The sequence below is a fragment of the Nocardia sp. IFM 10818 genome (assembly GCF_054655275.1).
Genome location: NZ_BAAHJH010000001.1, coordinates 1,021,262 through 1,043,006, shown reverse-complemented (window position 1 = coordinate 1,043,006; position 21,745 = coordinate 1,021,262). Strand labels below are relative to the sequence as shown.

Here is a 21,745-nt window from a genome sequence, read left to right as displayed (position 1 = left end):
TCCTTAACGCTTCTTGCCGCGGCGGCGGACGATGAGCTTGTCGCTCGGACGGTTGGGCTTGCGGGTCCGGCCTTCCGGCTGGCCCCACGGCGAGACCGGGTGGCGACCACCGGAGGTCTTGCCCTCACCACCACCATGCGGGTGGTCGACCGGGTTCATGACCACACCACGCACGGTCGGGCGGACGCCCTTCCAGCGCATACGGCCGGCCTTGCCCCAGTTGATGTTCGACTGCTCGGCATTGCCGACCTCGCCGATGGTGGCGCGGCAGCGCACATCGACGCGGCGGATCTCGCCGGAGGGCATACGCAGGACGGCGTAGGCGCCTTCCTTACCCAGCAGCTGGATGCTCATGCCGGCGGCACGGGCCATCTTGGCGCCGCCACCCGGACGCAGCTCCACCGCGTGAATGGTGGTACCGGTCGGGATCGAGCGCAGCGGCAGGTTGTTGCCGGGCTTGATGTCGGCGGCCGGGCCGGACTCGATCTTCGTGCCCTGGGCGATGCCCTTGGGCGCGATGATGTAGCGCTTCTCGCCGTCCGCGTAGTGCAGCAGGGCGATGTTCGCGGTCCGGTTGGGGTCGTACTCGATGTGCGCGACCTTGGCCGGGATGCCGTCCTTGTCCAGTCGACGGAAGTCGATCAGACGGTAGGCACGCTTGTGGCCGCCACCCTTGTGACGAGTGGTGATGCGGCCCTGAGCGTTACGGCCACCGGTCTTGGTGAGCGGACGCAGCAGCGACTTCTCGGGGGTCGAGCGGGTGATCTCGGCGAAGTCCGAGACCGAAGCACCGCGGCGACCCGGGGTCGTCGGCTTGTACTTACGGATTGCCATGAGTTCTTCTCTACTTTCTGAAGTCCCCGCCGCTTACGCGACCGGGCCTCCGAAGATCTCGATGGGCTTGCTGTCGGCCGAGATGGTCACGAGCGCGCGCTTGGTGCTCTTGCGCTGGCCGTAACCGAAGCGGGTCCGCTTGCGCTTGCCCTGACGGTTGGCGGTATTGACGCTGGTCACCTTGACGCCGAAAACCTTCTCGACGGCGATCTTGATCTGCGTCTTGTTCGAGTCCGGGTGCACGATGAAGGTGTAGGTGCCTTCTTCGATCAGTCCGTAGGACTTCTCGGAGATCACCGGCGCGAGCAGGATGTCGCGGGGGTCGGCGATGGTGGTCACTTGCTCTCCTCCTGTGCAGCTTCGGCGGGGCCGTGCACGAAGGCGTTGAGCGCCTCGACCGAGAACACGATCTCGTCCGACTTCAGGACGTCGTAGGTGTTCAGCTGGTCGGGGGCGATCGGGTGCACGCCCTGCAGGTTCGCCACGCTCTTCCACGCGGTCACATCTTCACGGCCGACCACGACCAGGATGTTCTTCCGCTCCGACAGCTCGGCGAGGAAGGACTTGGCGGTCTTGGTGGACGGGGTCTGACCCGACACCAGTTCCGTGATGACGTGGATGCGCTCGTTGCGGGCCCGGTCCGACAGGGCGCCACGCAGGGCGGCGACCTTCATCTTCTTGGGCAGGCGCTGGGTGTAGTCGCGCGGCTGCGGGCCGTGCACGGTGCCACCGCCGGCGAACTGCGGCGCACGGGTCGAACCCTGGCGGGCGCGACCGGTGCCCTTCTGGCGGTACGGCTTCTTGCCACCGCCGGAGACCATGCCCCGGGTCTTGGTGGCGTGCGTGCCCTGGCGAGCCGCGGCCTGCTGGGCCACGACGACCTGGTGCATCAGCGCGATGTTGGCGGTCACGTCGAAGATCTCCGCGGGGAGCTCGACGGTGCCTTCGGTCTTGCCGCCGGCAGCCTTCACCGGAAGCGTCAGGTTGGTCTTCTTCTCAGTGCTCACAGCGCTCACGCCCGGGCACCACCCTTCACTGCACTCTTGACGATCACGATGCCGCCGGTGCGACCCGGGATCGCGCCCTTGATCAGCAGCAGGCCGTTCTCGGCGTCCACCTTGTGGACCGAGAGGTTCTGCGTGGTGACGCGGTCGTTGCCCATACGGCCCGACATGCGCATGCCCTTGAACACGCGACCCGGGGTGGAGCAACCGCCGATGGAACCCGGACGACGGTGCACGGCCTGCGCACCGTGCGAGGCGCCCTGGCCACGGAAGCCGTGGCGCTTCATGGTGCCCGCGAAGCCCTTGCCCTTGGAGGTGCCGGTGACGTCGACGTAGGTGCCCTCTTCGAAGACATCCGCGTTGATCTCCTGGCCGACCTCGAAGGCCGAGGCGTCGGCGACGCGGAGCTCCGCGATGTGGCGACGCGGGGTGACGCCGGCCTTGGCGAACTGGCCGGAGACCGGCTTGTTCACCTTGCGCGGGTCGATGGCGCCGAAGGCGACCTGGACGGCGGAGTAGCCGTCGCGCTCAACGGTGCGGATCTGCGTAACGACGTTCGGGCCGGCCTTGACGACGGTCACCGGAACGACGCGGTTCTTTTCGTCGAAGACCTGGGTCATGCCGAGCTTGGTGCCCAGGATGCCCGCGGCCGGACGAGTCTTGTTGTCAGTCATATTCGAAGTCCCCGTCACTGAATGTTGACGTCGACGCTGGCCGGCAGGTCGATGCGCATGAGCGCGTCGACCGTCTTCGGCGTCGGGTCGAGGATGTCGATCAGCCGCTTGTGCGTACGCATCTCGAAGTGTTCGCGCGAGTCCTTGTACTTGTGCGGCGAACGGATGACGCAGTACACGTTCTTTTCGGTCGGCAACGGCACCGGACCGACGACACGTGCGCCGGTGCGGGTCACCGTCTCGACGATCTTGCGCGCAGACGCGTCGATCGCCTCATGGTCGTAGGCCTTGAGCCTGATGCGGATCTTCTGTCCCGCCACGCTGAGTGTCCTTTTCTCCGCTTGCGTTGTGCCCCAGAAGCTCTCGCTTCCAAGACACCCTCATTTGCACAGCCCGAACACACGAAGACGCATCAGCCACCACACGACCGGCCCTTGGGCCCGATCCATCGCCGCTGTTCATCTGTCATGGTTCATCCGGTCCACGCGGTCGGGCGTGTCGCCTCGCCGCTCATTCCTCGGCCCCGGAGCGAATCCTCTATGGCCTCGGAACATTGTCCCGGACGCACCCACGCCGCAATCAGCGGGGTGCAAAATTGGGTCATACTCACCCGCGACCTGCACGTTTCCAACGGAAACGACGCAACCTGGTGCGGGCAACCCGAATAGTATGCCTCGAGGCGCAACCCGAGTTCAAATCGCCCCCTCCCCCACCCGATCCCCCAATGGCCCTGCTCACATCGGGTGCGACCGAGTGACCCGCCCGGGCGCGTCACGCCGGTGAGTCCCCATCAATCACTCGGACTACGTGTCGGACCGCGAGTAGGCTCCGAAGTATGGCAAAGATGACGGTTCGACTGCCCGACGACCTAACCGAAGCGATCAAGGCAGAGGCGAACGGCAACGTTTCCGCGTGGGTGGCGAAGGTGTGCGAAGAGGCCCTGCTCCGCGCCGCCGTCCGTATGGAACTGGCCGCCGAACGCAAAGCACCTGCCGCGTTCATTTCCCATGAGGACCGCGACGCAGAGATGGAGGAATTCCGATCTTGAGCCATTCTCGCGGCGAGGTGCGCGCGCACCAGGCACTCGGACGCATCCGAAACGTTCTCATCGTCAGCGCGGATCCCGTCAACGCCGAGGGCGCGTGCGTCTGCATCGACGTGACCGACGTAATGCCGATCAGCGAGAACGTCGCCCTTTCACTAAGCGTCGCCGTCGGAAACGGCCTCTATGCCAAATGCCTGAACATCTCCCGCATCAACCCGGAAAACCTGCGAGAGCTGCTGTTTACCGCGGACGCGAACACCATGGACAGCATCGATCGAGCACTACGCCGACTGTTGAGCCTCCCGTAGTCACGCCTGGTGCCGAACTTACTTCCGAGTAAGATCGGCATCATGACGAACGAGACCGCCACCTACCGCGGCTGGAAGAAGCTCCCCGACAACCGCCTCGGCCACACCCTTTTCTCCCTGGGCATGGTGGCCCGCGTGCCCTACTTCGGCACCGTCCTCCCCACCGTCGTCCGCCTCGAACCCGGCCTGTGCGAAGTAACCGCCCCCAAGTGGTTCGGCATCCACAACCACCTCAGCACCTTCCACGCCATCGCCGCCTGCAACCTCGCCGAAGTAGCCATGGGCATGCTCTCGGAGGCCACCGTCCCCCAAACCCATCGCTGGATCCCCAAAGCCATGAACGTCCAGTACCTGGCCAAAGCCAACTCCGGCCTCCGCGCAGTGGCAAAGCTCCCCGAGGTCCCCGACTTCGACAAGATCACCGAAGGCCAGGACCTGATCGTCCCCGTCTCCATCTACGACAAGTCCGGCCTGGAAGTAGTCCACGCCGACATCACCACCTGGGTGACGCCGAAGTAGCGGCCGAACGAAGAGGCAGGTCTGCCGCGTCCTCGGCAGACTCGCCACCGCCCAAACTATGCGAGGGCCTACGCAGTCAGCAGGACCACAAGCGCGACGACCCCCAGCCCAATCGGTGCCAGCGCCAGAATTATTCGGAGCCACCGCGGCGAGACGTAGGCCACGGTCCACTGAAGGACCGTCACAAGCAGGGCCGCGAACAGCAGATCGCCCCCGGTGTCGACACTCGCCGCTGACTTCGGACACGGCCCGTCGCCTGGGCACATATCCACCGCGGCGGAGAGCCACACCCACATCACGAAGGCCGCGAGGAAGACCACCACCATCAACGCCGTTGAGACTGCGGCGGGCACCCACCAGTCCCGCTTCGATTCCCGCGCAACAAAATTGGAGTTCGACACCGGGGGAAGCGAATCCCAGTCCGACCAGTTGCTCACAGTGCCTTGATCTCGGTTGGGTCCGGGTCGAGGGGTTCCAGCGCCGAATCAGAGATGCACGGCGAGGTTCCGGTGAGGCTCAGGGATCCGTCGCCTTTGTCGGCGTTCTGAAGGTGGAGGCCGTAGCCGTCTTCGGTTTTCGTGACGAACACCAGGCGGCTCGAGTCCGTTTCCTGCCAGCCTCGGTCCTGCCAGATCTTCGAGATCTTGTTGAAGTATTCGCCCGTGGCGTCCTGCGGGAGACCGGTGATCCAGTAGCCGATGCTCAGATAATGCGGGCCTTCCGACTGCGTGTTTCCGCTCCAGCAGGGCACCGCGATCGGGTACAGGTTGGTGTCCTTGCCCAGTAGCGGGCTGTCCGGCGTTTTGGACAACACAGCGCCGGGTGGAAGCGCTCGCAGGGTTTCGGTCATGAGCTCGTAGATCCGCTGCTGCGCCTGGCGGCCGGTCAACGATTCGTCCACCTTGGCTCCTTTGTTCGAGGTGCACCCCGCCGCGATCAATACGACAGCGCCGAGGACAGCCAATCGCGCACCGATCATTCGTACTCCACCTCTGTCAGAGTTCCAGTGATGATGTAACCCATGTTCTTCAGCGATCTGGAGTCCGTCTCCCAGTACTCGCTATGGGCGTCGAAGCTGTAGGGGGTCGCGTCGGGGATCAGCAATCTGGCGGGCAGCGGTATCACCTGCGAGACGATCGACTCGGCCACCGGCAGTACAGGACTGGCGGTTCCCGGATCGGATGTGAAGACCTGAGCCCCGAATTCCGCCTTGGTCGGATCGGGACCGTAGTCGTCGGAGTAGCCCAGTCCGGCGATATGCGGATACAACGGGACCGGGTCGTTCTCCGCCTTCGTCGCAAATACGTGCTGATACTCCTGACCATCCGGAACACCGGTCAAACTGAGATCCACGGCGTGATCGACGGTGGTTCCGGGACTGGCGACCAGCACGACCGCATCCGCATTCAGTGTTCTCCCGTGCGAGGCTGCATCGCCGACGACGGTGGTCCCGTAGCTATGGCCGAGAACCGTATTCCGAGAAGGTACTCCCTCGTGCGTGATCCGCAGTCCTTCCTGAAACCTGTCCAAAGCGGGAGCCGCGGCGTCGGCGAAATCCCGCTGTGTCGCGTCGTACGCGACGGACTGCGGCGCGTCATAGCCGAACCACGCAATCGATACCGGATTCTCCGCACCGGCCCACCGCGCTTGGCGGCTCATGGCGTCCAAGCGCCCCATATCCGCCCCCATCTTCGACGGCTCGGATCCCGTGCCGGGGACGTATGTCGTGACATGACTCGCGTTGTCGGGGTTGCCATCCGCGATCACCGTGTGCACCCGCTCCCCCGTCACACTGTCCAAGTGCAACAGCAGTCGCCCGGGATGTTTCGGGTCGCTGATTACTTCCTTGATCTTGTTCAGATCCGCCTGCGTACCGACGCGAGACTCCGCGGCATCCAGGCGTGCTTTCCACTCGCCGAAGCCCGGTCTGGTCGCCAGCCAGGAGTCGGCTTCCTTGCTCGTACCCAGATACTTCGTCCACTCCGGATGCTCTGACCGAATCTGCGCAACCGTGCCGGTGGCGGCGGCTGCTTGCGTCAGTTCGTCGTCGAGCTTCAGGCGGTTGTAGTGGTCGCGGTCTACGGCGGGCATGCCGTCTCGGTTGCCGAGGTATTGGTCGTGGAGCCAGAGGGCGTTCTTGTCCTCGTCGGAGAGGGTTGACCAGTAGTCGTGGAACTCCTTCGGATCGGCGGGGAGCTGTGCTTTGCCGTCGATGATGTCCTGGACTTGGCGGCTGCGTTCGCCGAGTTTCACGGGGAGATCGGCCGGGAGGGTTTTGACGTCGCCGATGGATTGGAAGGCGGTGTCGATGGCGGTGGCGGTGTCTTCGATGATCTGGCCCAAGCCGGCTAGGGCTGCCTTGATGGGGGGTTCGTAGAAGTGTTTGGCTCGGTAGTCGAGGGCGGCTTGGGCTTTGGTGATGTCGTCGGCGGTGGCATCGGCGGGGAGGGAGAGGCGGGCGTCGGGGGCGGTTACGGTGCCGTCTTCGGCGACTTTGAATTTTTGTTGTTCGGTTAGGTCGATGGCGGCGGTTGTCACCTGTTTGGCGGTGGTGATTGTGGATTGGCCGGTGGTGGCGGCGGTGGCGGCGGCGGTCAGGGCGTCCACTGCTTTGCGGGCGGTGGTGACGGTTTCGGTGGTGGCGGTGCGGGCGCGGTCGCCGGCTGCGCCTATCCAGTAGGCGGTGGAGGCTTCGTAGTCGCGGGTGGATTGGTCGAGGGCGAGTTGGAGGGTGTCGCGGAGGGTGGTCCACTCGGCTGCTTGGGGGGCGAGGGACTCGGGGGTGATGGCGTAGGCCTGGGATTTGGTGGCGGGGGCGGCGGTCATGGCACCGGGAGGTGGGTGGTGGCCGACAGGATGTTCAGCCGCACGGCGTGGTCGGTGTGGTGGAAGGCGTCGACGCAGAGCACCGTGTTGTTGCCGATTTTCTCGAGCGCTCGGCCCACGGCCCCGAAGGCGTCGGCGGTGTCGCGGGAGCGGGAGGCGCAGACGCTGCCGAGTCGGAAGCCGGTGAAGCCGGATGCGACGGCGGGGGCGGCGTGGCCGATGGGGTGGCCGCCGGGGGTGGCGGTCGCGAGGTCTTTGCCGTGGGTGCGGGCGGTGGTGGCCAGGGAGAGGGCGTCGGCCTGGTCGATGCTCAGGGAGTCGGCTAGTCGGCTGCTCATGGGATCACCGGCCGGGTAGGCGCTGGGGCAGGGGGCGGTTCATGGCGTCGCGGGTCTGCCGGACGGCCTCGGCGATATGGGGGTCGGCGCGGAATTCGGCCAGGGCGGTGCGGGCCCGGTCTCGGGCGGCGGCGAGGGCCTGGGCTGCGAGAGCGGTGAGCTGGCGGCTGAGTTCGTCGCCGCCGAGGGACAGCGCGTGGTTGTCGACATGGATGGTCAGGTCGCCGTCGGCACAGGCGTCCACCCACAGCAGTCCGCTGCGGGAGCGGGCGCGGGAGCGGGCCGTGGTCAGCGCTTCGGTGAGTTGGGCGGAGCGGTGTTCCAGTGGATCGCTGTCGTTCCTCATCGGACCCCCGGATCGGGTAGTAGCTCGAAGTTTGCACGATAGCAGGGCCGCATGAATCGGGGCTGGTGAGACGGGGTGGGGGCTGGCGGGGAGCCAATAGGGACGGTTGAATGCGAGGCATGAGTGGCCGGGAGGTTGGCAGCGAGGCCGACGTGTGCGTGGTGGGGCTCGGCCCCACCGGGCGGGCGCTGGCGCATCGGGCGATGCGGGCGGGGTTGACGGTGGTGGCGGTGGATCCGCGGCCGGAGCGGTTGTGGGGGCCGACCTATTCGTGCTGGGTGGATGAGCTGCCGGAGTGGTTGCCGCAGAGTGCGATTGCCAGCCGGATCGAGCGGCCGGCGGTGTGGACCAAGTCGGAGCATCGGATTCCGCGGCCGTATTGCGTGCTGTCCAAGCAGGGGCTGCGGGATGCGTTGCCATTGGATGATGCCACGGTGATCGCGGGGCGGGCGCGGACCGTCGAGGCGCATCGGGTGGAGTTGGCCGACGGGACCGAGGTGCGGGCGGGGGCGGTGTTCGATACCCGCGGGCAGGGGTCGCCGGGGAAGCGCCGCAGTGCCAGTGCGCACGGGATCTTCGTGGATGAGGATATTGCCGCGCCCATGGTGACGCCGGGTGAGGGGCTCATGCTGGATTGGCGGGCGGAGAACGGGGCGGGGCCGGATGAGCCGCCGTCGTTCCTGTACGCGGTGCCGCTGGGCGATGGAACCGTGATTTTCGAGGAGACCAGCCTGGGACTGCGGGGTGGGATGCCGCAGCACGAGCTACGCAGGCGCACCTTGAATCGGCTTGCGGCGCACGGGATTCGACTGAAAGGCGATGAGCCGACCGAGGCGGCGCACTATCCGCTCGACGATCGGCCGCCGAAAGCCGGACTCGGGCAGGTGATTCCGTTCGGCTCGCGGGGCGGGATGATGCATCCGATCACCGGATACTGTGTGGCGGACTCGCTTTCACTGGTCGATACCGCGCTCGGCGCATTGCAGCGGGGCACGGATCCGATCGAGGCCATGTGGCCCTGGCAGGCCCGGCTGGTGTACTGGATGCGGATGCGCGGCGTGTACGGGCTGGGGCGGCTCACGACCGATCAGTCGATCGCCATGTTCGACGCGTTCTTCACGCGCCCGCCGCGGCAGCAGCGGGCGCTGCTGTCGGCGCACGACGATTACACGGCGCTGGGATCGGCGCTGTTCATGACGGTGGCGACGACCTGGCCGTTCCGCTGGCGGTACGACCTGGTCGGGTGGACCAACCGGAATCGCTGGGTGGACTGGGATTTCGGGCGGCCGGAGCCGGGCAGCCGGTGGGAGGTTCCCGATCACGAGGACTCCCCCACCTCTTGACCGTCAGACCCAGTTCTCGATCCAGTACTTCCAGATGATGGGCGCGTAGCCGGCCAGCGGCGGCACCTTGATATCGCTGCCCGCCAGGGCGGCGCCGGTGTGGCGGGAGTCGAAGCGGCAGGAGAACTCGCTGTGCTCGATGACGTCCATGGGCAGGCCCACCTGACGCAGCGCCCAGCCCATACCGGGCACGCGCAGGGTCATGTCGAGGGTCTGCTTGGGCATGACCTCGACCAGATGCGGCGCACCGGCCTCGTCGGCGAAGAGGTTGAAGACCTCGGCGACGGTCTGGCGGCGCGGGTCGACCAGGTGGTAGGTGGTGTGGTCGGCGTCGTGCTGGTGGGCGATGTGATCGAGCGCCCGCGCCACGAAATCGACGGGGACGATATTGGTTTCGCCCAGCTTCGGAGCCACGACGGGCAGGATGCGCGGCAGCTGGGCGGCCATGCGCAGCAGGCGGAAGAAGTAGTACGGCCCGTCGATGCGATCGATTTCCCCGGTGCGGGAGTGGCCGATGACGATCGACGGACGGTAGATCCGCCACGGCACTCCGGATTCCCGCACCACCTGTTCGGCCTTCAGCATGGCGCGCTGGTAGGAGGTGGGCAGCAGCTGGCCGACATCGAACATGTTCTCGGTGAACGCGCCCTCGAAGTCGCCCGCGACCTGCACGGTTGAAACATGGTGCAGTTGGCCCGCTTCCAATGCGGCGGCCAGTTCGGTGACCCGCCGGGTGCCGCCGCCGGGCGGCACCGAGTCATAGCCCGCCGCCAGATGAATGATGTGGTCTATCGACCCGCGATTCGCATCGATCCAGGCCGGGTCGATGCCGAGCCCGGGTGCGCTGAGATCGCCGCGGACGGGCCGCACCCGCCCGGGCGCGTCCCACATCCGCATGCAGCGGTTGAAGCGCAGCACCGAATCCTCCCCCGGCCGGACCAGGACATGGATATCGCCGTCGCGTTTCAGAAGTTCGGGGACAAGAAACCGACCAATAAACCCAGTCGCCCCGGTAACCAGGTAAGCCATTCCCTTACCCTATCGTGACGCAAGGCACACTCCGGTCAAGACCGGTCGGAACGGTCATACCCGGCGATCCGCACCGACGTGCGGATCGCCGGGATCGGCCGGGGAGCGGACGGCTGGAATCGGTTGGCAGGTAGTGCCGCTCAGGCGCCGGTTTCGGCCGCCTTGCGGTATCCGCGAATCGCCGGGTACGCGAAGACCACGATCATGCCGATGGTCCACGCCACCGTCTTGATCAGCGGCGTCGCGATCGGCCCGTCATAGGCCAGCCCGCGCATGGCATCGATGGCCGTGCTCATGGGCTGGTTCTCCACCGTCGCCTGCAACCACACCGGGTACGCGAACACCGGCACGAATCCGGAGTTGAAGAACATCAGCAGCGTATTGATGATGCCGACGATGCTCACCAGCATCACGCCCTCGGAGAACGTGGCCAGCGCCGTCACCATGACCGCGAACCCGATGCCGAACAGGATCGGAATCCCGAGCATGGCAATGGAAGCGACGGGCCCGTACCAGAACTTGAAGCCCAGGCAGACCCCGACGGCCAGCACGAACAGCGAGGTGACCAGCACGCGGACCGCCTCGGCCAGCAGCCGCCCGGTCAGTCCGGCCGCGCGGTGCACGGGCATGGTCCAGAACCTGCCGAGCAGACCGGTCGCCTTCTCGGCCTTGAATCCCAGCGCGCTCACCACCGACCCGGACATGGCCGCCACCAGTATGACCATCGGCGTGGTGCCGTAGATGCTGGGCATCCCGGTGGCCGCGGTGATCGAATCACCCAGCACCACACGGAACATGAGCAGCGTGGCCGCCGGGTAGATCAGCGTCTGAATGGTGGTCGCGGGATCGCGCGCCCACCCGATCAGCAGTCGCTTGCACTGGATGAGGCTCTGCTCCACCCAGATCGACAGCGTCTTCTCCGACCGCGGTTTCACCTGCGGCAGCGGCTGATGCCCCGCCCACGAATCCCGGGCGGACGTTTCGATGACAGCACTCATGATCGCCTCACACCCGCCCAGACCGCCAGCGGCGCGAAAACGACCGCGAGCCCGACCAACCACACCAAGGGCACCCAGAACACCTCCCAGGTGACTCCGCCCGCGGCCATATCGCGCAGCGCGAAGGAGAATTGCGAAATCGGCTGATTACGCACGAACGGCCGAATCCACGCGGGGAAGCCGGATTCCGGCACGAACCCGCAGGACAGCATGCCGAAGATCAAGGTCGGCAGCGTCAATGCCTGACTCAGCGATTCCGGGCTCTTGGTCAGCGACCCGAGCGCGTCCGCGCCCAGCGCCAGCACGGTGCCGACGGCGAGGGAGAAACCGCAGAACAGCACGGCCTGCCCCCATCCGGCGTCGAACCGGAAGCCGATCATGTGCCCCCAGCCGATGGCCGCGATGAGCGAGACCACCGACCGCACCAGCCCGGCCGACACCCGCGACAGCAGCGGCACCAGCTTCCCGATGGGCATGGTCTGCATGCGCGTGTTCAGTCCGGTCATGGCCTCGAACGCCGCCAGCTGCGCATTCGACATCATGGTGAACGACATGGTCTGCAGCACGATGATCGGCATGACGAACTGCGCGTAGTCGATACCGCGGAACTGCATGACGTATTTGAGCGGCAGGTAGAACCCGAGGGTGAACACCAGCGGCGTGATGACCGCGACGATGAGCTCGCCCTTGGTGGCCATGACCCAGACGATGCGCCCGGTCAGCGCCCGCCACTGCGCGAAGCTGGAGGGTTTGGCGTGCCCGACATCCGCGAACAGATCCCGGCGCGCCTCGACGGCGGGCGCGCTCATGCGGTGTCCCCGGAGTTCTCGGACTGCTCGGAGTGCCCCGAATGCCCGGTGAGCGAGAGGAACACATCGTCGAGCGAGGGCCGCCGCAGCCCGATGTCGGCGAGCTGGATGCCCGCGGCGTCGAGCCGCCGCAGCGCCTCGGACAGCGTGGCCGCGCCCTCCGGCGCCGGAATCGAAAGCCGGTCGTTCCCAGCGATTTCCGCCCGCACCGCGGCCGGCACCAGATCGCCCAGCGCGTCGGCGACCTTGCTCAGGTGCGACGGGTCCAGCGGCACGATCTCGCAGTAGCTGCCGCCGGTCTTCTCCTTGAGGGCGTCCGCGGTGCCCTCGGCGATGACGGTGCCCTTGTCGATGACGATGATGTTGTCGCTGAGCACGTCGGCCTCTTCGAGGTACTGCGTGGTCAGCAGGACGGTGATGCCCTGGTTCTTGAGCGCGGTCACCAGATCCCACACGCCCTGGCGGCTGCGCGGATCCAGACCGGTGGTGGGTTCGTCGAGGAAGACGACCTCGGGCCGGACCACCAGCCCGCACGCGATGTCGACGCGGCGGCGCATACCGCCGGAGTAGTGCCGCACCGCCCGCCGCCCGGCGCTGGTGAGATCGAATTCCTCGAGCAGGGTGTCGGCCCGCTGCCGCGCGTCCTTGCGGCCGAGGCCCATGAGCCGCCCGAACAGTTCGAGGTTCTCGCGCCCGGAAAGGTTTTCGTCGAGCGCCGCGTACTGTCCGGTCATCATGATGGAGCGCCGGACCGCGGCGGGATCCTTGCGCACATCGTGCCCGGCGATCCGCGCGATGCCGGAGTCCGGCCGCAGCAGGGTCGACAGGATCTTGACCGTGGTGGTCTTGCCCGCGCCATTGGGGCCGAGGATGCCGAGCACGCGTCCGCGATCGGCGGTGAAGCTGATGCCCTGCAGCGCGTGCACATCGCCGAAGGACTTGCGAACGTCTTCGACATATACCGCCGGTTCGCTCCCCGCGTGCTGTGCGTCGGCTGGTTGCGAATCCGGTTTGTCCAAGCTGGGCATCAACTCTCCACTATCGGCTGGGCGGGCGATCGAGTCACCCCGTTCGGCAGGTCCCCACATCCCTTCGGGGATGATCCGCTCCACCGCGGCCGATGTTACCGGCGCAACTGGTTCGGGGCCGTTTCTGATCAGAAGCGGCACTCGGCGAAACGTGTCCTTGGTCACAAACCAATGGGTCTCCGCATAGCTGCTGTTCGCGGCACAGACCGGCTGGTATGCAGGAATTTCGCTGCCTTGTCGCATCTGCGCCCCGAACCATAGTCTGGCCTGACGGGGAGACATTCACATGGCCACGAGAGGGTAACCATGGCCGAGTCCGCGCAGTCGCGAGCACCAGAGCCTGCCGGGCCGCGAACAGGACCCACCGGGCGCACCGCAGGACGCACCACCGCCGGCCGGGCCAAGGTGCTGACCTCCTTCGATCCGCGCACCGGGGAGGTCGTCGGCGATTTCGCCATGATGGGCGCGGGTGAGCTGACCCGCGCCGTCCGCTCCGCCCGCACCGCCGAACAGTGGTGGGCGGCAATCGGATTCGCCGGCCGCAAGCGCTGGCTGCTGGATTGGAAGCGCACCATCGCGCGCGGCACCCGCGATCTCGTGGAGCTGGTCAGCAGCGAGACCGGCAAGCCGCGCATGGACGCCGCCATCGAGGTGACGCTCGCGGTCGAACATCTGGATTGGGTTGCGCGCCATGCCGAGCGGACCCTGGGCCGGTCCGCCCGGGCCGCCGCCCGGCTGCGCCGGGACCGGCCCGGCACCGTCGGCCATCTGCCGCTGGGCGTGGTGGGCGTGCTCGGGCCCTGGCACAATCCGGTTCTCACCCCGATGAATTCGATTGCCGCGGCCATGGGCGCGGGCAATGCGGTGGTCTTCAAACCCAGTGAGCTCACCCCCGGCGTCGGCGCCTGGCTCGCCGACACCTGGACCCGGCTCGCCCCGAATCAGCCTGTGCTCCAAGTGATCACCGGTGACAGCGGCACCGCCGCCGCGCTCTGCCGGGCCCGGCTGGACAAGATCACCTATACCGGCTCGGCCGCGGGCGCGCGCGAGGTGCGGGCGCTGTGCGCGCAATCGGCCACTCCCCTGACGGTCGAGGAGAGCGGCCGCGGATCCATGGTCGTGCAGGTCGACGCCCGCCTCGACACCGCCGCCGCGGCCGCGGTGTACGGCGCCATGGCCAACTCCGGCCAGCATCCGGCCGGTGTCCGATGCGTCTACGTGGCCGAATCCGTCTACGAGCCGTTCCTGGAGATGGTCGCCGATCAGGCCCGCCGCCTGCGTCCCGGCGCGGACCGCCGGGCCTCCTACGGGCCCATGGTCATCGAATCCCATATCGACACCGTGCGCCGCCAGGTCCGCGATGCCATCACCCGCGGCGGCCGCGCGGTGGTGGGCAGCCTCGAATCGCTGCGCGAGCCCTATATCGAGCCCATCGTGCTCACCGAGGTCCCGGAGGTCAGCCTCGCCCTCACCGGCGACGCCGTCGGCCCGGTCCTGGTGGTGAACCGCGTGGCCTCCATGGACGAGGCCGTCGAACGGGTCAATGCCCGCGAAAGACCGTTCCCGGTGGCGGTATTCACCCGCGACGTGCGCAGCGTGCCGGAGTTCGCGGTGCGGCTGCGCACCGATCTGGTGACGGTCAACAGCACGCCGGTCTACGGCGTGAACGGCCCGGGCCGCATCCGCGACGCCGCCACGCTGCGTGAATTCGCCCGCGCTCAGACCATTACCGAGAAGCGCCGGGATCCGGCCGGGCTGGGGACCTTCGAGCACCAGCCGCGCCGGCTGCGCATGGCGCGGGCCCTGTTCCGCTTCCGGCATCGCGTGTGAGATGCGGGCGGGCGCCACAGGGTGACCCGCTTTCTTCGGCGCCCCTATAGGCGACGCCCGCGTCGGCGTGCGATTACGGGCTTGCGGTCGGATTTATGGGGGTGGTCGCAACAAAAAGTTCGGTTACCCTTAAACTCCTGGTGTGAGCACCGATCTGGCCCTACGACGAAGCACGATGCGGCGCGCCAGATCGGCCATGGTCTTGCTGGGACCCGCCTTCGTGGCCGCGATCGCGTACGTGGACCCGGGCAATGTGGCGTCCAATATCAGCGCGGGGGCGCAGTTCGGGTACCTGCTGGTGTGGGTCATCGTCATGGCCAATGTGATGGCGGGGCTGGTGCAGTTCCTGTCGGCCAAGCTCGGGCTGGTGACCGGGATGTCCTTGCCGGAGGCGGTGCGGGACAAGGCGAGCCGGCCGGTGCGGCTGGCCTATTGGGGCCAAGCCGAGACCGTGGCCATGGCAACGGATCTCGCGGAAGTCGTCGGCGGGGCGATCGCGTTGCAGCTGCTGTTCGGGCTGCCCTTGGTGGTGGGCGGCGTTGTCACCGGCGTGGTGTCGCTGGGTCTGCTGGCGGTGCAGAATCGGCGCGGGCAGCAGCCGTTCGAGCGGTTGATCACCGGGATGCTGGCCATTATCGCCATTGGATTCCTTGCCTCCGTGGTGATCTCACCACCGTCGGCGTCGGGGACCATCGGCGGGCTGGTGCCGCGGTTCGAAGGCACCGAGAGCGTGCTGCTGGCCGCCGCCATGATCGGCGCGACCGTCATGCCGCACGCGGTGTATCTGCACTCCGGGCTGGCGCGCGACCGGCACGGCAATCCGGAGGCGGGGCCGATTCGCGCTCGCCTGCTGCGGATCACCCGCATCGATGTCGGCCTGGCCATGCTGCTCGCGGGCACCGTCAATCTGGCCATGCTGCTCATGGCGGCGAGCACCCTGCGCGGTCGCGAGGATGTGGATTCCATCGAATCCGCCCATGCCGCGGTGCGCGACACGCTCGGCCCGGCCGCCGGACTGCTGCTCGCGATCGGCCTGCTGGCCTCGGGCCTGGCGTCGACCTCGGTGGGCGCCTACGCCGGAGCGATGATCATGCAGGGGCTGCTGCGCCGCCGCATCCCGCTGCTGCTGCGGCGGCTGGTCACGCTGATTCCCGCACTCGCCATTCTGGCGCTCGGCGTCGATCCGACGCGGGCGCTGATCATTTCGCAGGTGGTGCTGTCGTTCGGCATTCCGTTCGCGCTCATCCCGCTGGTGCGGTTCACCAGCGATCGCGCGCTCATGGGCGCGGACGTCAACCATCGCGTCACCACGGCGCTGGCGTGGCTGGTCGCGGCCATCATCACCGCGCTCAATATCGCCCTGATCTATCTGACCGTCACCGGCAGCTGAGGGCGGTCCGGCCGGGTGGGGGGCGGCCGGATCGTTACTCGGCGAAGACCGCCTTGCGCTTGCCCAGCATGGCGGCCACGCCCTCGGCGAAGTCGGCGGAGTCCAGCAGTTCGACCTGGCCGGTCTTCTCCTCGGCGAGGGCGGCCTCGAGCGTGGGCAGCGTCGCGCGATTGAGGGCCCGCTTGGTGAGTTCGAGGGCGCGGCGCGGGCCGTGGGCGAGTTTGTCCGCGACGGCCTCGACCTTGGCATCGAGGTCCGCGTCGGAGTAGACGCCGGTGATGAGGCCGTACTTCTTGGCCTCGGTGACCGGCAGCCGCTCGCCGAGCAGCGCCATTTCGGCGGCCAGCGGGCGCCCGGCCGCCGCGGCGACCATGGCGGCGGCGCCGCCGTCGGGCATGAGCCCGATATTGATGAAGGCCAGCAGCAGGTAGGAGTCCTCGGCCGCGTAGGTGAGGTCCGCGGCCAGGGCGACGGCCACGCCGACCCCGGCGGTCGCGCCCTTCATGCGGGCGATGACCGGGAGCGGCGATTCCACGATGGACCTGGTCATGGCATTGGCGGCAGCGATGATCATGGCGTTGGTTATGCCACGGGCGTCGTAGTCCGCCTGCGCCGACAGGTCCGCGCCGGTGCAGAAGTCGCTGCCCGCACCGGTCACGACGATCACCCGGACGGCCGGGTTGTCCGCGGCCGCCCGCACCGTGTCACCGAGGCCCAGCATCGTGTCGTAGCTGATGGCGTTCTTGCGCTTCGGATTGGTGAGGGTGATGCGCAGCACCCGCCCGTCCAGCACCGCGGTGAAGCCCGGGGTCGTAGCCGTATCAGTCATGACTGCTCCTACCCGCGTGCCGTGAATTAGCCGCGCGATGTGTTCAGCTGTGCGAATTGTGGTTAACTTAGGATCACTCGTCCGGTACTGTCAACAGCCGGTGCCGTTTGAGAAGGAGAAAGTGCATGGTCGCCGATCGCAGCGAGGCAGGACTCGCTTCCGTGCGATCCGACGGCGAGTCCGGACCGCGGCGGCGGCCCAAGAATCGCAAGGCGCAGATCGTGGGCGTCGCCGCTCGTGCCTTCGCTGAGCGGGGCTATCACCCCGTGGGCGTGGACGAGATCGCCGCCGAGGTCGGCATTTCCGGGCCCGCGCTCTACCGGCACTTCACCAATAAGTACGCCTTGCTCGTCGCGGCCGCCGAGATGGGCGCCCAGCAGTTGCTCGACGCCGCCAAGGCCGCCGACGATCCGAAGCTGGAACCGGAACCGCGACTCACCGCGCTGATTCGCGGCATTGCCGAGCACACCATCGAGCGCCGCCGCGAGGGCGGACTGTATCGGTGGGAGCGACGGTATCTCGAGCCGGAGGATCGCGCGCGGATTCGCGTCATCTACATGGATCTGCACGAGACCTTCGAGACCGCGGTCGCCGCGCTGTATCCCGACGCCCCGGCCGAGGATGTGAAGCTGCGGGCCGCGGCCGTGCTCAGCGCGGTGGGCAGCATTACCGGCCATCGCACGGCGCTGTCCAATGCGCGATTGGTGAGCCTGCTCAATGACATCTGCTGGGATATCCTGCGCGCCGATCTGCCGCCGGCCGCGCCGCCGGTCACCGGTGACGGGATCGTGCGCGGGCTGCCGGTCATCTCCAAGCGGGAACAGCTGCTCACCGAGGCCATTCGCATTTTCGGGCGGCAGGGCTATCACGAGGCCAGCATCGAGGAGATCGGCGCGGCGGCCGGTATCAATGCCTCCAGCGTGTACCGGTACTTCAGCAGCAAGTCCGATCTGCTCGCGGCCGCCTTCCACCGCACCGGGGAGCGGGTGGCCATCGCCAATGCCGAGGCGCTGTCGGAGGCCACCAGCCGCCCGGATGCCGCGGTGCGCATTGCCGATCGGTTCGCGCGCATGACCTTCGCCATGCCGGAGATCCTGCCGGTGTACTTCGCCGAGTTCTCCAATCTGCCCGCCTCCGAACAGCATCGGCTGCGCTCGATTCAGCGGCAGAACGTGCTGGAGTGGGCCAACCTGCTCGAGGGCGATCAGGTGGAGGCCCGGTTCCGGGTGCACGCCGCCATCGGCCAGGTCATCGATGTGGGGCGGCGTATTCGCTTCGATATGCGGCCGCAGAGCATGGCCCGCGTGGCGGCGCTCATGCACGCGGTGCTGCTGGGCGCCGATCCCGAAGCGTCCCAACCCGAATAGCTCCGGTGCATCCGGTGTGACCGGGGAGACATCACCGCACACACGGCATATCGCCACGGGATCCGATAGATTCGGCAACCGTCCCGCATGGGGTGTAAGCAACAGGGTCACAAGGGGGATGGTTCATGCGTTCGCGTCTCTGTGGATCACGGGTGAGCAGAACCGCCGCGCTCGGTGCGCTGCTCACGGGAGTGCTTGTCGCGGCGGGTTGTTCGACCGTGCCCGGTCACCCGGTCGCCGCGCAGAACAAGGCGCCGTTCTACTCCGCCGTGCTCGATCTCATGACCCAATCGGTGGTGCGATACACCGGAACCGATGCCGCCGGCGGTAATTGGGATATCCGCGCCACCTCGGGCGGCGAGACGCTCGGGAAGATCACCGAGGCCGGGCAGCAGACCGAGGTGCTGACGCTCGGCGACAAGACCTACGTCAAACCGCCGCAGAACCTGCTGTTGTCGAATCTGCCCGCGGGAATGGACGCCGCATCGGTGGCCGGACGCTGGGTCACCGGAAACCCGGACCTGGCCGCCGCCGTGCCGGCCGGAAACCTGAAGCCCCACGATCTGGCTGCCGCCCTCATGGCGGCCCTGCGGCAGACCGTCGACTTCCCGCGAGACGGCGACCCGAACACGCGCGTGCGCATCGGCGATGAGGACGCCCTCCAAGTGGAGACCCCGGCGGGTGTGCTGGCCGTGACGGAGAAGGCCCCCTATCGCGTCCTGCGACTGGATCCGACCCCCGAGTCCGGCACCTGGACCGGCGACAGCGAAATCGGCGCGCAGATACCGGATTCCGGCGCCATCGTCTTCGGGCTGCTCTCCCCCACCGACCGCGACCGCGCCTACGACGATCTCGTCGCCGCCACCCAATCGCTGCACAATGCCGTCAATGTCGGCGTCGAATTCAACTTCGACCGCTCCGGCAATATCGACTGCTCCGACACCGCGTGCACGGTCACGGTGAACGTCACCAGCTCGGCCACCGCCACCAATGGCGCCACCGTGACGGGCAGCGTCGCCGCCACCATGCAGGCCACGGTCACGGTCGACGGCCAGCCCGCCGCGGGTTGCAGTGCCGCCCAGACCATTCCGATCAATGGCAGCGGAGTGCTCAGCTGCGTCGATACCAGCGTCGCGCCCATCGTGGCCGGTATCAAGGCCCGCAAACAGGCCGAAGCCAACGCCCAGGCCCAAGCCCAGGGCCGGGACGTGACGATCACCTACAGCATCCCCTACAACGCCAGCGTCCAAGTCCAGGCCCTGGCCACCGCCCAAGCCGAAATCGACAAGGCCGTCGGCGGAATCCGCAACCAGCAGAACGCGGTTCGCAACCTGCCGCCGTACAAGCAAGTTCCGTACAACAGCGACGAACTGAGCCGCGCGGCCCTTCGGGCCCGCAACGCCGCGGGCGCGGACAACGGCAAGAACGTCGCCGTCGCACGCGTGCCGAATTGGAACGACCCCAAGACCGGCCCACTGGTCATCGGCATGAGCACCGGCCCTGGCAACTACGCCGAACAGGACATCGCCAAGCAGCTCATCGAGCGAGGCTTCACCCCCGAGCAGATCACCGAGTTCTACAGCGAGCGCCAACCGTGCATCACGTGCGGCCCTATGCTCGAACAACAACTGGGATCAACTGTGCCGGTCACCTATTCGATCCCCTGGTCCGACGACAACCAAACCGCCCTCGCCGCCGGCGACGTCCTGAAACTGCTCATCGAACAAGCCGGCGGCACAACGAAGTAGCCCCTCAGCCAGGCACTAGCTCTCGGGCTGCTCCTGGCTGGACTGCACACCTTCGGGTTCGGCAGCGGCGACTTCCGTGGAAGAGCCTTCGGAGGCCGGCCCCGTGACGTCCGCTATGCCCACCCCGACAAGATAGTCGCCGTCCTGGGAGGAATTCGGATTGTTGTCGGCCATGCGAATCCTTTCTGAGCCGGACCTCCTACATGACCAGCATCGCATGGAACCCGCTGAGGCACAGGGAGTACTGCGGCAGTGTCCTTCTGTTGTGTATCGGTCCTGAGTCTGTTCCGCCCCCGGTTCATGGCGCGAGTGAATCGCGCTGTCTACCAAAGAACACGGGGTTCGATGCACAGATTTCCGGGTTGCCGCCAACTGACCAGATCGATCACCTCCGGACAAACGGCGACCGCCCCGGTGTTCAGCCGGGGCGGTCGTCATGTCGGTGCGGCCGGGGTTCAGATGCCCAGGCCGCGGGCCAGGACCGGCCAGGAGTTGAGGAACTCGTCGTTCCAGTAGCCCCAGGAGTGGGTGCCGGTGGGGCGGAAGTTGTAGGTGGCGGGGATGCCGAGGGAGTCGAGTTTGGTTTTCAGGTTGGCGGTGCAGTATTGGGTGCCCGCCTCGATCACGCCGCCGATGATGAGCTGGTTGGCCAGGCCGTAGGCGCCGGGGAGGGCGTGTTCGCCGTTGAGGACGTCGTATTGGCCGGGGAGGCCGGAGCCGGTGGAGATGTAGAGCTCGGTGCCGCGGAGTTTCTCGGCGTTGACCACCGGGTCGTTCTCGGTCCAGGCGGGGGAATCCTCGGGGCCGTACATGTTCTCGAGTTTGCCGCCGCCCCAGGTTTCCACGGTGAGGCGCATGAATTCGCGGCCGACCGGATCGGCGAACTGGGCGCAGCCGGAGTAGGCGGCGGCGGCCTTGAACAGGCCGGGCTTGACCTCGGGAAGCTGGAGGACGGTGGTGCCGGAGGTGGAGATGCCGGCGATGGCGTTGACGCCGTTGGTGCCGAGGGCGGCGTCGATCAGCGGGGGGAGCTCTTCGGTGAAGAAGGTCGTCCACTTGTTGCGGCCGAGTTCGGGATCGTCCTGCTGCCAGTCGGTGTAGTAGCTCCACTTGCCGCCGATGGGCTGGACCACGTTCACGTTCTTGTCGCCGAGGAAGCCGCCGACGATATTGGTCTTCTTCACCCAGGACGCGGCGTCCTGGCCGCCGCCGGCGCCATTGAGCAGGTACAGCACCGGGCGCGGCACGGAGGCGTCGGCGGGGCGCTGCACATCGATGGGGTAGGTGGCGTCCATGGCCGCGGAGTAGACGTACAACCGGATGTTCCGGTCGTCCTTCATCTCCGCCTTGGTGATCTTGGAGCCGTCGGGCGCGACGGGATCGGCCAGGAGTTTCTTATTGTCGATGATCGGGTCGGACGCGGACGCCGTGGTCGCGCCGACACCGGACACCAGACCCCCGAGGACCGCCGTGGCGGCGA

Annotated in this window: 25 protein-coding genes; 8 read left to right on the top strand and 17 right to left on the bottom strand. The window is 67.2% G+C overall.

Annotated elements, in window-relative coordinates; genetic code table 11:
- Positions 1 to 3 precede the first annotated feature (3 nt).
- The 5 genes from rplB to rpsJ are packed head-to-tail and all read right to left on the bottom strand — an operon-like array spanning position 4 to position 2,832.
- Entirely contained in the window at positions 4 to 834 is an 831-nt protein-coding gene (gene rplB, locus ACYQ5L_RS04710) for a 50S ribosomal protein L2 (protein ID WP_379192960.1), read from the bottom strand.
- A 33-nt stretch (positions 835 to 867) separates the two neighbouring features.
- A complete protein-coding gene (rplW, locus tag ACYQ5L_RS04705) occupies positions 868 to 1,173 on the bottom strand; it encodes a 50S ribosomal protein L23 (RefSeq protein WP_379192959.1) in 306 nt (101 codons plus the stop codon).
- Complete coding sequence (gene rplD, locus ACYQ5L_RS04700; protein WP_459955768.1) at positions 1,170 to 1,850, bottom strand: 50S ribosomal protein L4; 681 nt, start codon at positions 1,848 to 1,850, stop codon at positions 1,170 to 1,172. The genes rplW and rplD overlap by 4 nt, the downstream gene beginning before the upstream one ends.
- A complete protein-coding gene (rplC, locus tag ACYQ5L_RS04695) occupies positions 1,847 to 2,512 on the bottom strand; it encodes a 50S ribosomal protein L3 (protein ID WP_459955767.1) in 666 nt (221 codons plus the stop codon). Before rplC ends, rplD begins: the two co-directional genes overlap by 4 nt.
- Positions 2,513 to 2,526: 14 nt before the next feature.
- Positions 2,527 to 2,832 (bottom strand): 30S ribosomal protein S10, encoded by a 306-nt coding sequence (gene rpsJ, locus ACYQ5L_RS04690; protein ID WP_003938093.1) that lies wholly within the window; start codon positions 2,830 to 2,832, stop codon positions 2,527 to 2,529.
- A gap of 515 nt (positions 2,833 to 3,347) precedes the next feature.
- Here rpsJ and ACYQ5L_RS04685 point away from each other — a divergent pair.
- The 3 genes from ACYQ5L_RS04685 to ACYQ5L_RS04675 are packed head-to-tail and all read left to right on the top strand — an operon-like array spanning position 3,348 to position 4,384.
- Complete coding sequence (locus ACYQ5L_RS04685; protein WP_379192957.1) at positions 3,348 to 3,560, top strand: hypothetical protein; 213 nt, start codon at positions 3,348 to 3,350, stop codon at positions 3,558 to 3,560.
- Complete coding sequence (locus tag ACYQ5L_RS04680; RefSeq protein WP_459955764.1) at positions 3,557 to 3,865, top strand: type II toxin-antitoxin system PemK/MazF family toxin; 309 nt, start codon at positions 3,557 to 3,559, stop codon at positions 3,863 to 3,865. Before ACYQ5L_RS04685 ends, ACYQ5L_RS04680 begins: the two co-directional genes overlap by 4 nt.
- A gap of 42 nt (positions 3,866 to 3,907) precedes the next feature.
- Positions 3,908 to 4,384 carry a hotdog fold domain-containing protein gene (locus ACYQ5L_RS04675; protein ID WP_459955762.1) on the top strand — a complete coding sequence of 159 codons (477 nt, stop codon included), beginning with the start codon at positions 3,908 to 3,910 and terminating at the stop codon, positions 4,382 to 4,384.
- A 68-nt stretch (positions 4,385 to 4,452) separates the two neighbouring features.
- Here ACYQ5L_RS04675 and ACYQ5L_RS04670 read toward each other — a convergent pair whose 3' ends face one another.
- From ACYQ5L_RS04670 to ACYQ5L_RS04650, 5 genes are read right to left on the bottom strand one after another with little or no spacing between them, the layout of a single operon-like run.
- Positions 4,453 to 4,821: a hypothetical protein gene (locus tag ACYQ5L_RS04670; RefSeq protein ID WP_459955759.1), complete on the bottom strand. Its 369-nt coding sequence runs from the start codon at positions 4,819 to 4,821 to the stop codon at positions 4,453 to 4,455.
- The gene (locus tag ACYQ5L_RS04665) at positions 4,818 to 5,363 is read right to left on the bottom strand and encodes a hypothetical protein (protein ID WP_459955757.1); all 546 of its coding nucleotides are present in this window, start codon (positions 5,361 to 5,363) and stop codon (positions 4,818 to 4,820) included. Before ACYQ5L_RS04665 ends, ACYQ5L_RS04670 begins: the two co-directional genes overlap by 4 nt.
- A complete protein-coding gene (locus ACYQ5L_RS04660; protein ID WP_459955756.1) occupies positions 5,360 to 7,210 on the bottom strand; it encodes an alpha/beta hydrolase in 1,851 nt (616 codons plus the stop codon). Before ACYQ5L_RS04660 ends, ACYQ5L_RS04665 begins: the two co-directional genes overlap by 4 nt.
- Complete coding sequence (locus ACYQ5L_RS04655) at positions 7,207 to 7,548, bottom strand: hypothetical protein (protein ID WP_459955754.1); 342 nt, start codon at positions 7,546 to 7,548, stop codon at positions 7,207 to 7,209. Before ACYQ5L_RS04655 ends, ACYQ5L_RS04660 begins: the two co-directional genes overlap by 4 nt.
- A gap of 4 nt (positions 7,549 to 7,552) precedes the next feature.
- Positions 7,553 to 7,894, bottom strand: coding sequence for a hypothetical protein (locus ACYQ5L_RS04650; RefSeq protein ID WP_459955752.1), 342 nt, complete (start codon positions 7,892 to 7,894; stop codon positions 7,553 to 7,555).
- Positions 7,895 to 8,013: 119 nt separating this feature from the next.
- On the opposite strand from ACYQ5L_RS04650, the gene ACYQ5L_RS04645 reads away from it, so the two are divergent.
- Positions 8,014 to 9,237: a lycopene cyclase family protein gene (locus ACYQ5L_RS04645; RefSeq protein ID WP_459955750.1), complete on the top strand. Its 1,224-nt coding sequence runs from the start codon at positions 8,014 to 8,016 to the stop codon at positions 9,235 to 9,237.
- Between the two features lie 3 nt (positions 9,238 to 9,240).
- On the opposite strand, the gene ACYQ5L_RS04640 is transcribed toward ACYQ5L_RS04645, so the two are convergent.
- From ACYQ5L_RS04640 to ACYQ5L_RS04625, 4 genes are all read right to left on the bottom strand, one after another.
- The gene (locus tag ACYQ5L_RS04640; protein ID WP_459955749.1) at positions 9,241 to 10,266 is read right to left on the bottom strand and encodes an SDR family oxidoreductase; all 1,026 of its coding nucleotides are present in this window, start codon (positions 10,264 to 10,266) and stop codon (positions 9,241 to 9,243) included.
- Between the two features lie 140 nt (positions 10,267 to 10,406).
- Entirely contained in the window at positions 10,407 to 11,264 is an 858-nt protein-coding gene (locus ACYQ5L_RS04635) for an ABC transporter permease (protein ID WP_459955747.1), read from the bottom strand.
- Positions 11,261 to 12,073 (bottom strand): ABC transporter permease, encoded by an 813-nt coding sequence (locus ACYQ5L_RS04630; protein WP_459955745.1) that lies wholly within the window; start codon positions 12,071 to 12,073, stop codon positions 11,261 to 11,263. The genes ACYQ5L_RS04635 and ACYQ5L_RS04630 overlap by 4 nt, the downstream gene beginning before the upstream one ends.
- The gene (locus ACYQ5L_RS04625) at positions 12,070 to 13,101 is read right to left on the bottom strand and encodes an ATP-binding cassette domain-containing protein (RefSeq protein ID WP_459955743.1); all 1,032 of its coding nucleotides are present in this window, start codon (positions 13,099 to 13,101) and stop codon (positions 12,070 to 12,072) included. The genes ACYQ5L_RS04630 and ACYQ5L_RS04625 overlap by 4 nt, the downstream gene beginning before the upstream one ends.
- A gap of 306 nt (positions 13,102 to 13,407) precedes the next feature.
- On the opposite strand from ACYQ5L_RS04625, the gene ACYQ5L_RS04620 reads away from it, so the two are divergent.
- Together ACYQ5L_RS04620 and ACYQ5L_RS04615 are read left to right on the top strand one after the other, a co-directional pair.
- Positions 13,408 to 14,931, top strand: a complete 1,524-nt coding sequence (locus ACYQ5L_RS04620) for an aldehyde dehydrogenase family protein (protein WP_459955741.1) — start codon at positions 13,408 to 13,410, stop codon at positions 14,929 to 14,931.
- A gap of 175 nt (positions 14,932 to 15,106) precedes the next feature.
- Positions 15,107 to 16,321 carry an Nramp family divalent metal transporter gene (locus ACYQ5L_RS04615; protein WP_459963323.1) on the top strand — a complete coding sequence of 405 codons (1,215 nt, stop codon included), beginning with the start codon at positions 15,107 to 15,109 and terminating at the stop codon, positions 16,319 to 16,321.
- Between the two features lie 34 nt (positions 16,322 to 16,355).
- On the opposite strand, the gene ACYQ5L_RS04610 is transcribed toward ACYQ5L_RS04615, so the two are convergent.
- The gene (locus tag ACYQ5L_RS04610; RefSeq protein ID WP_459955740.1) at positions 16,356 to 17,150 is read right to left on the bottom strand and encodes an enoyl-CoA hydratase-related protein; all 795 of its coding nucleotides are present in this window, start codon (positions 17,148 to 17,150) and stop codon (positions 16,356 to 16,358) included.
- A 125-nt stretch (positions 17,151 to 17,275) separates the two neighbouring features.
- On the opposite strand from ACYQ5L_RS04610, the gene ACYQ5L_RS04605 reads away from it, so the two are divergent.
- On the top strand, positions 17,276 to 18,517 hold the full coding sequence (locus tag ACYQ5L_RS04605) for a TetR/AcrR family transcriptional regulator (protein ID WP_459955739.1): 1,242 nt from the start codon (positions 17,276 to 17,278) through the stop codon (positions 18,515 to 18,517).
- Between the two features lie 152 nt (positions 18,518 to 18,669).
- On the top strand, positions 18,670 to 20,265 hold the full coding sequence (locus tag ACYQ5L_RS04600; RefSeq protein ID WP_459955738.1) for a nucleic acid/nucleotide deaminase domain-containing protein: 1,596 nt from the start codon (positions 18,670 to 18,672) through the stop codon (positions 20,263 to 20,265).
- A gap of 15 nt (positions 20,266 to 20,280) precedes the next feature.
- Here the strand turns inward: ACYQ5L_RS04600 and ACYQ5L_RS04595 are convergent, their stop codons facing one another.
- The gene (locus ACYQ5L_RS04595; protein ID WP_459955736.1) at positions 20,281 to 20,439 is read right to left on the bottom strand and encodes a hypothetical protein; all 159 of its coding nucleotides are present in this window, start codon (positions 20,437 to 20,439) and stop codon (positions 20,281 to 20,283) included.
- Positions 20,440 to 20,720: 281 nt separating this feature from the next.
- The gene (locus ACYQ5L_RS04590; RefSeq protein ID WP_459963322.1) at positions 20,721 to 21,716 is read right to left on the bottom strand and encodes an alpha/beta hydrolase; all 996 of its coding nucleotides are present in this window, start codon (positions 21,714 to 21,716) and stop codon (positions 20,721 to 20,723) included.
- Between the last annotated feature and the right edge of the window lie 29 nt (positions 21,717 to 21,745).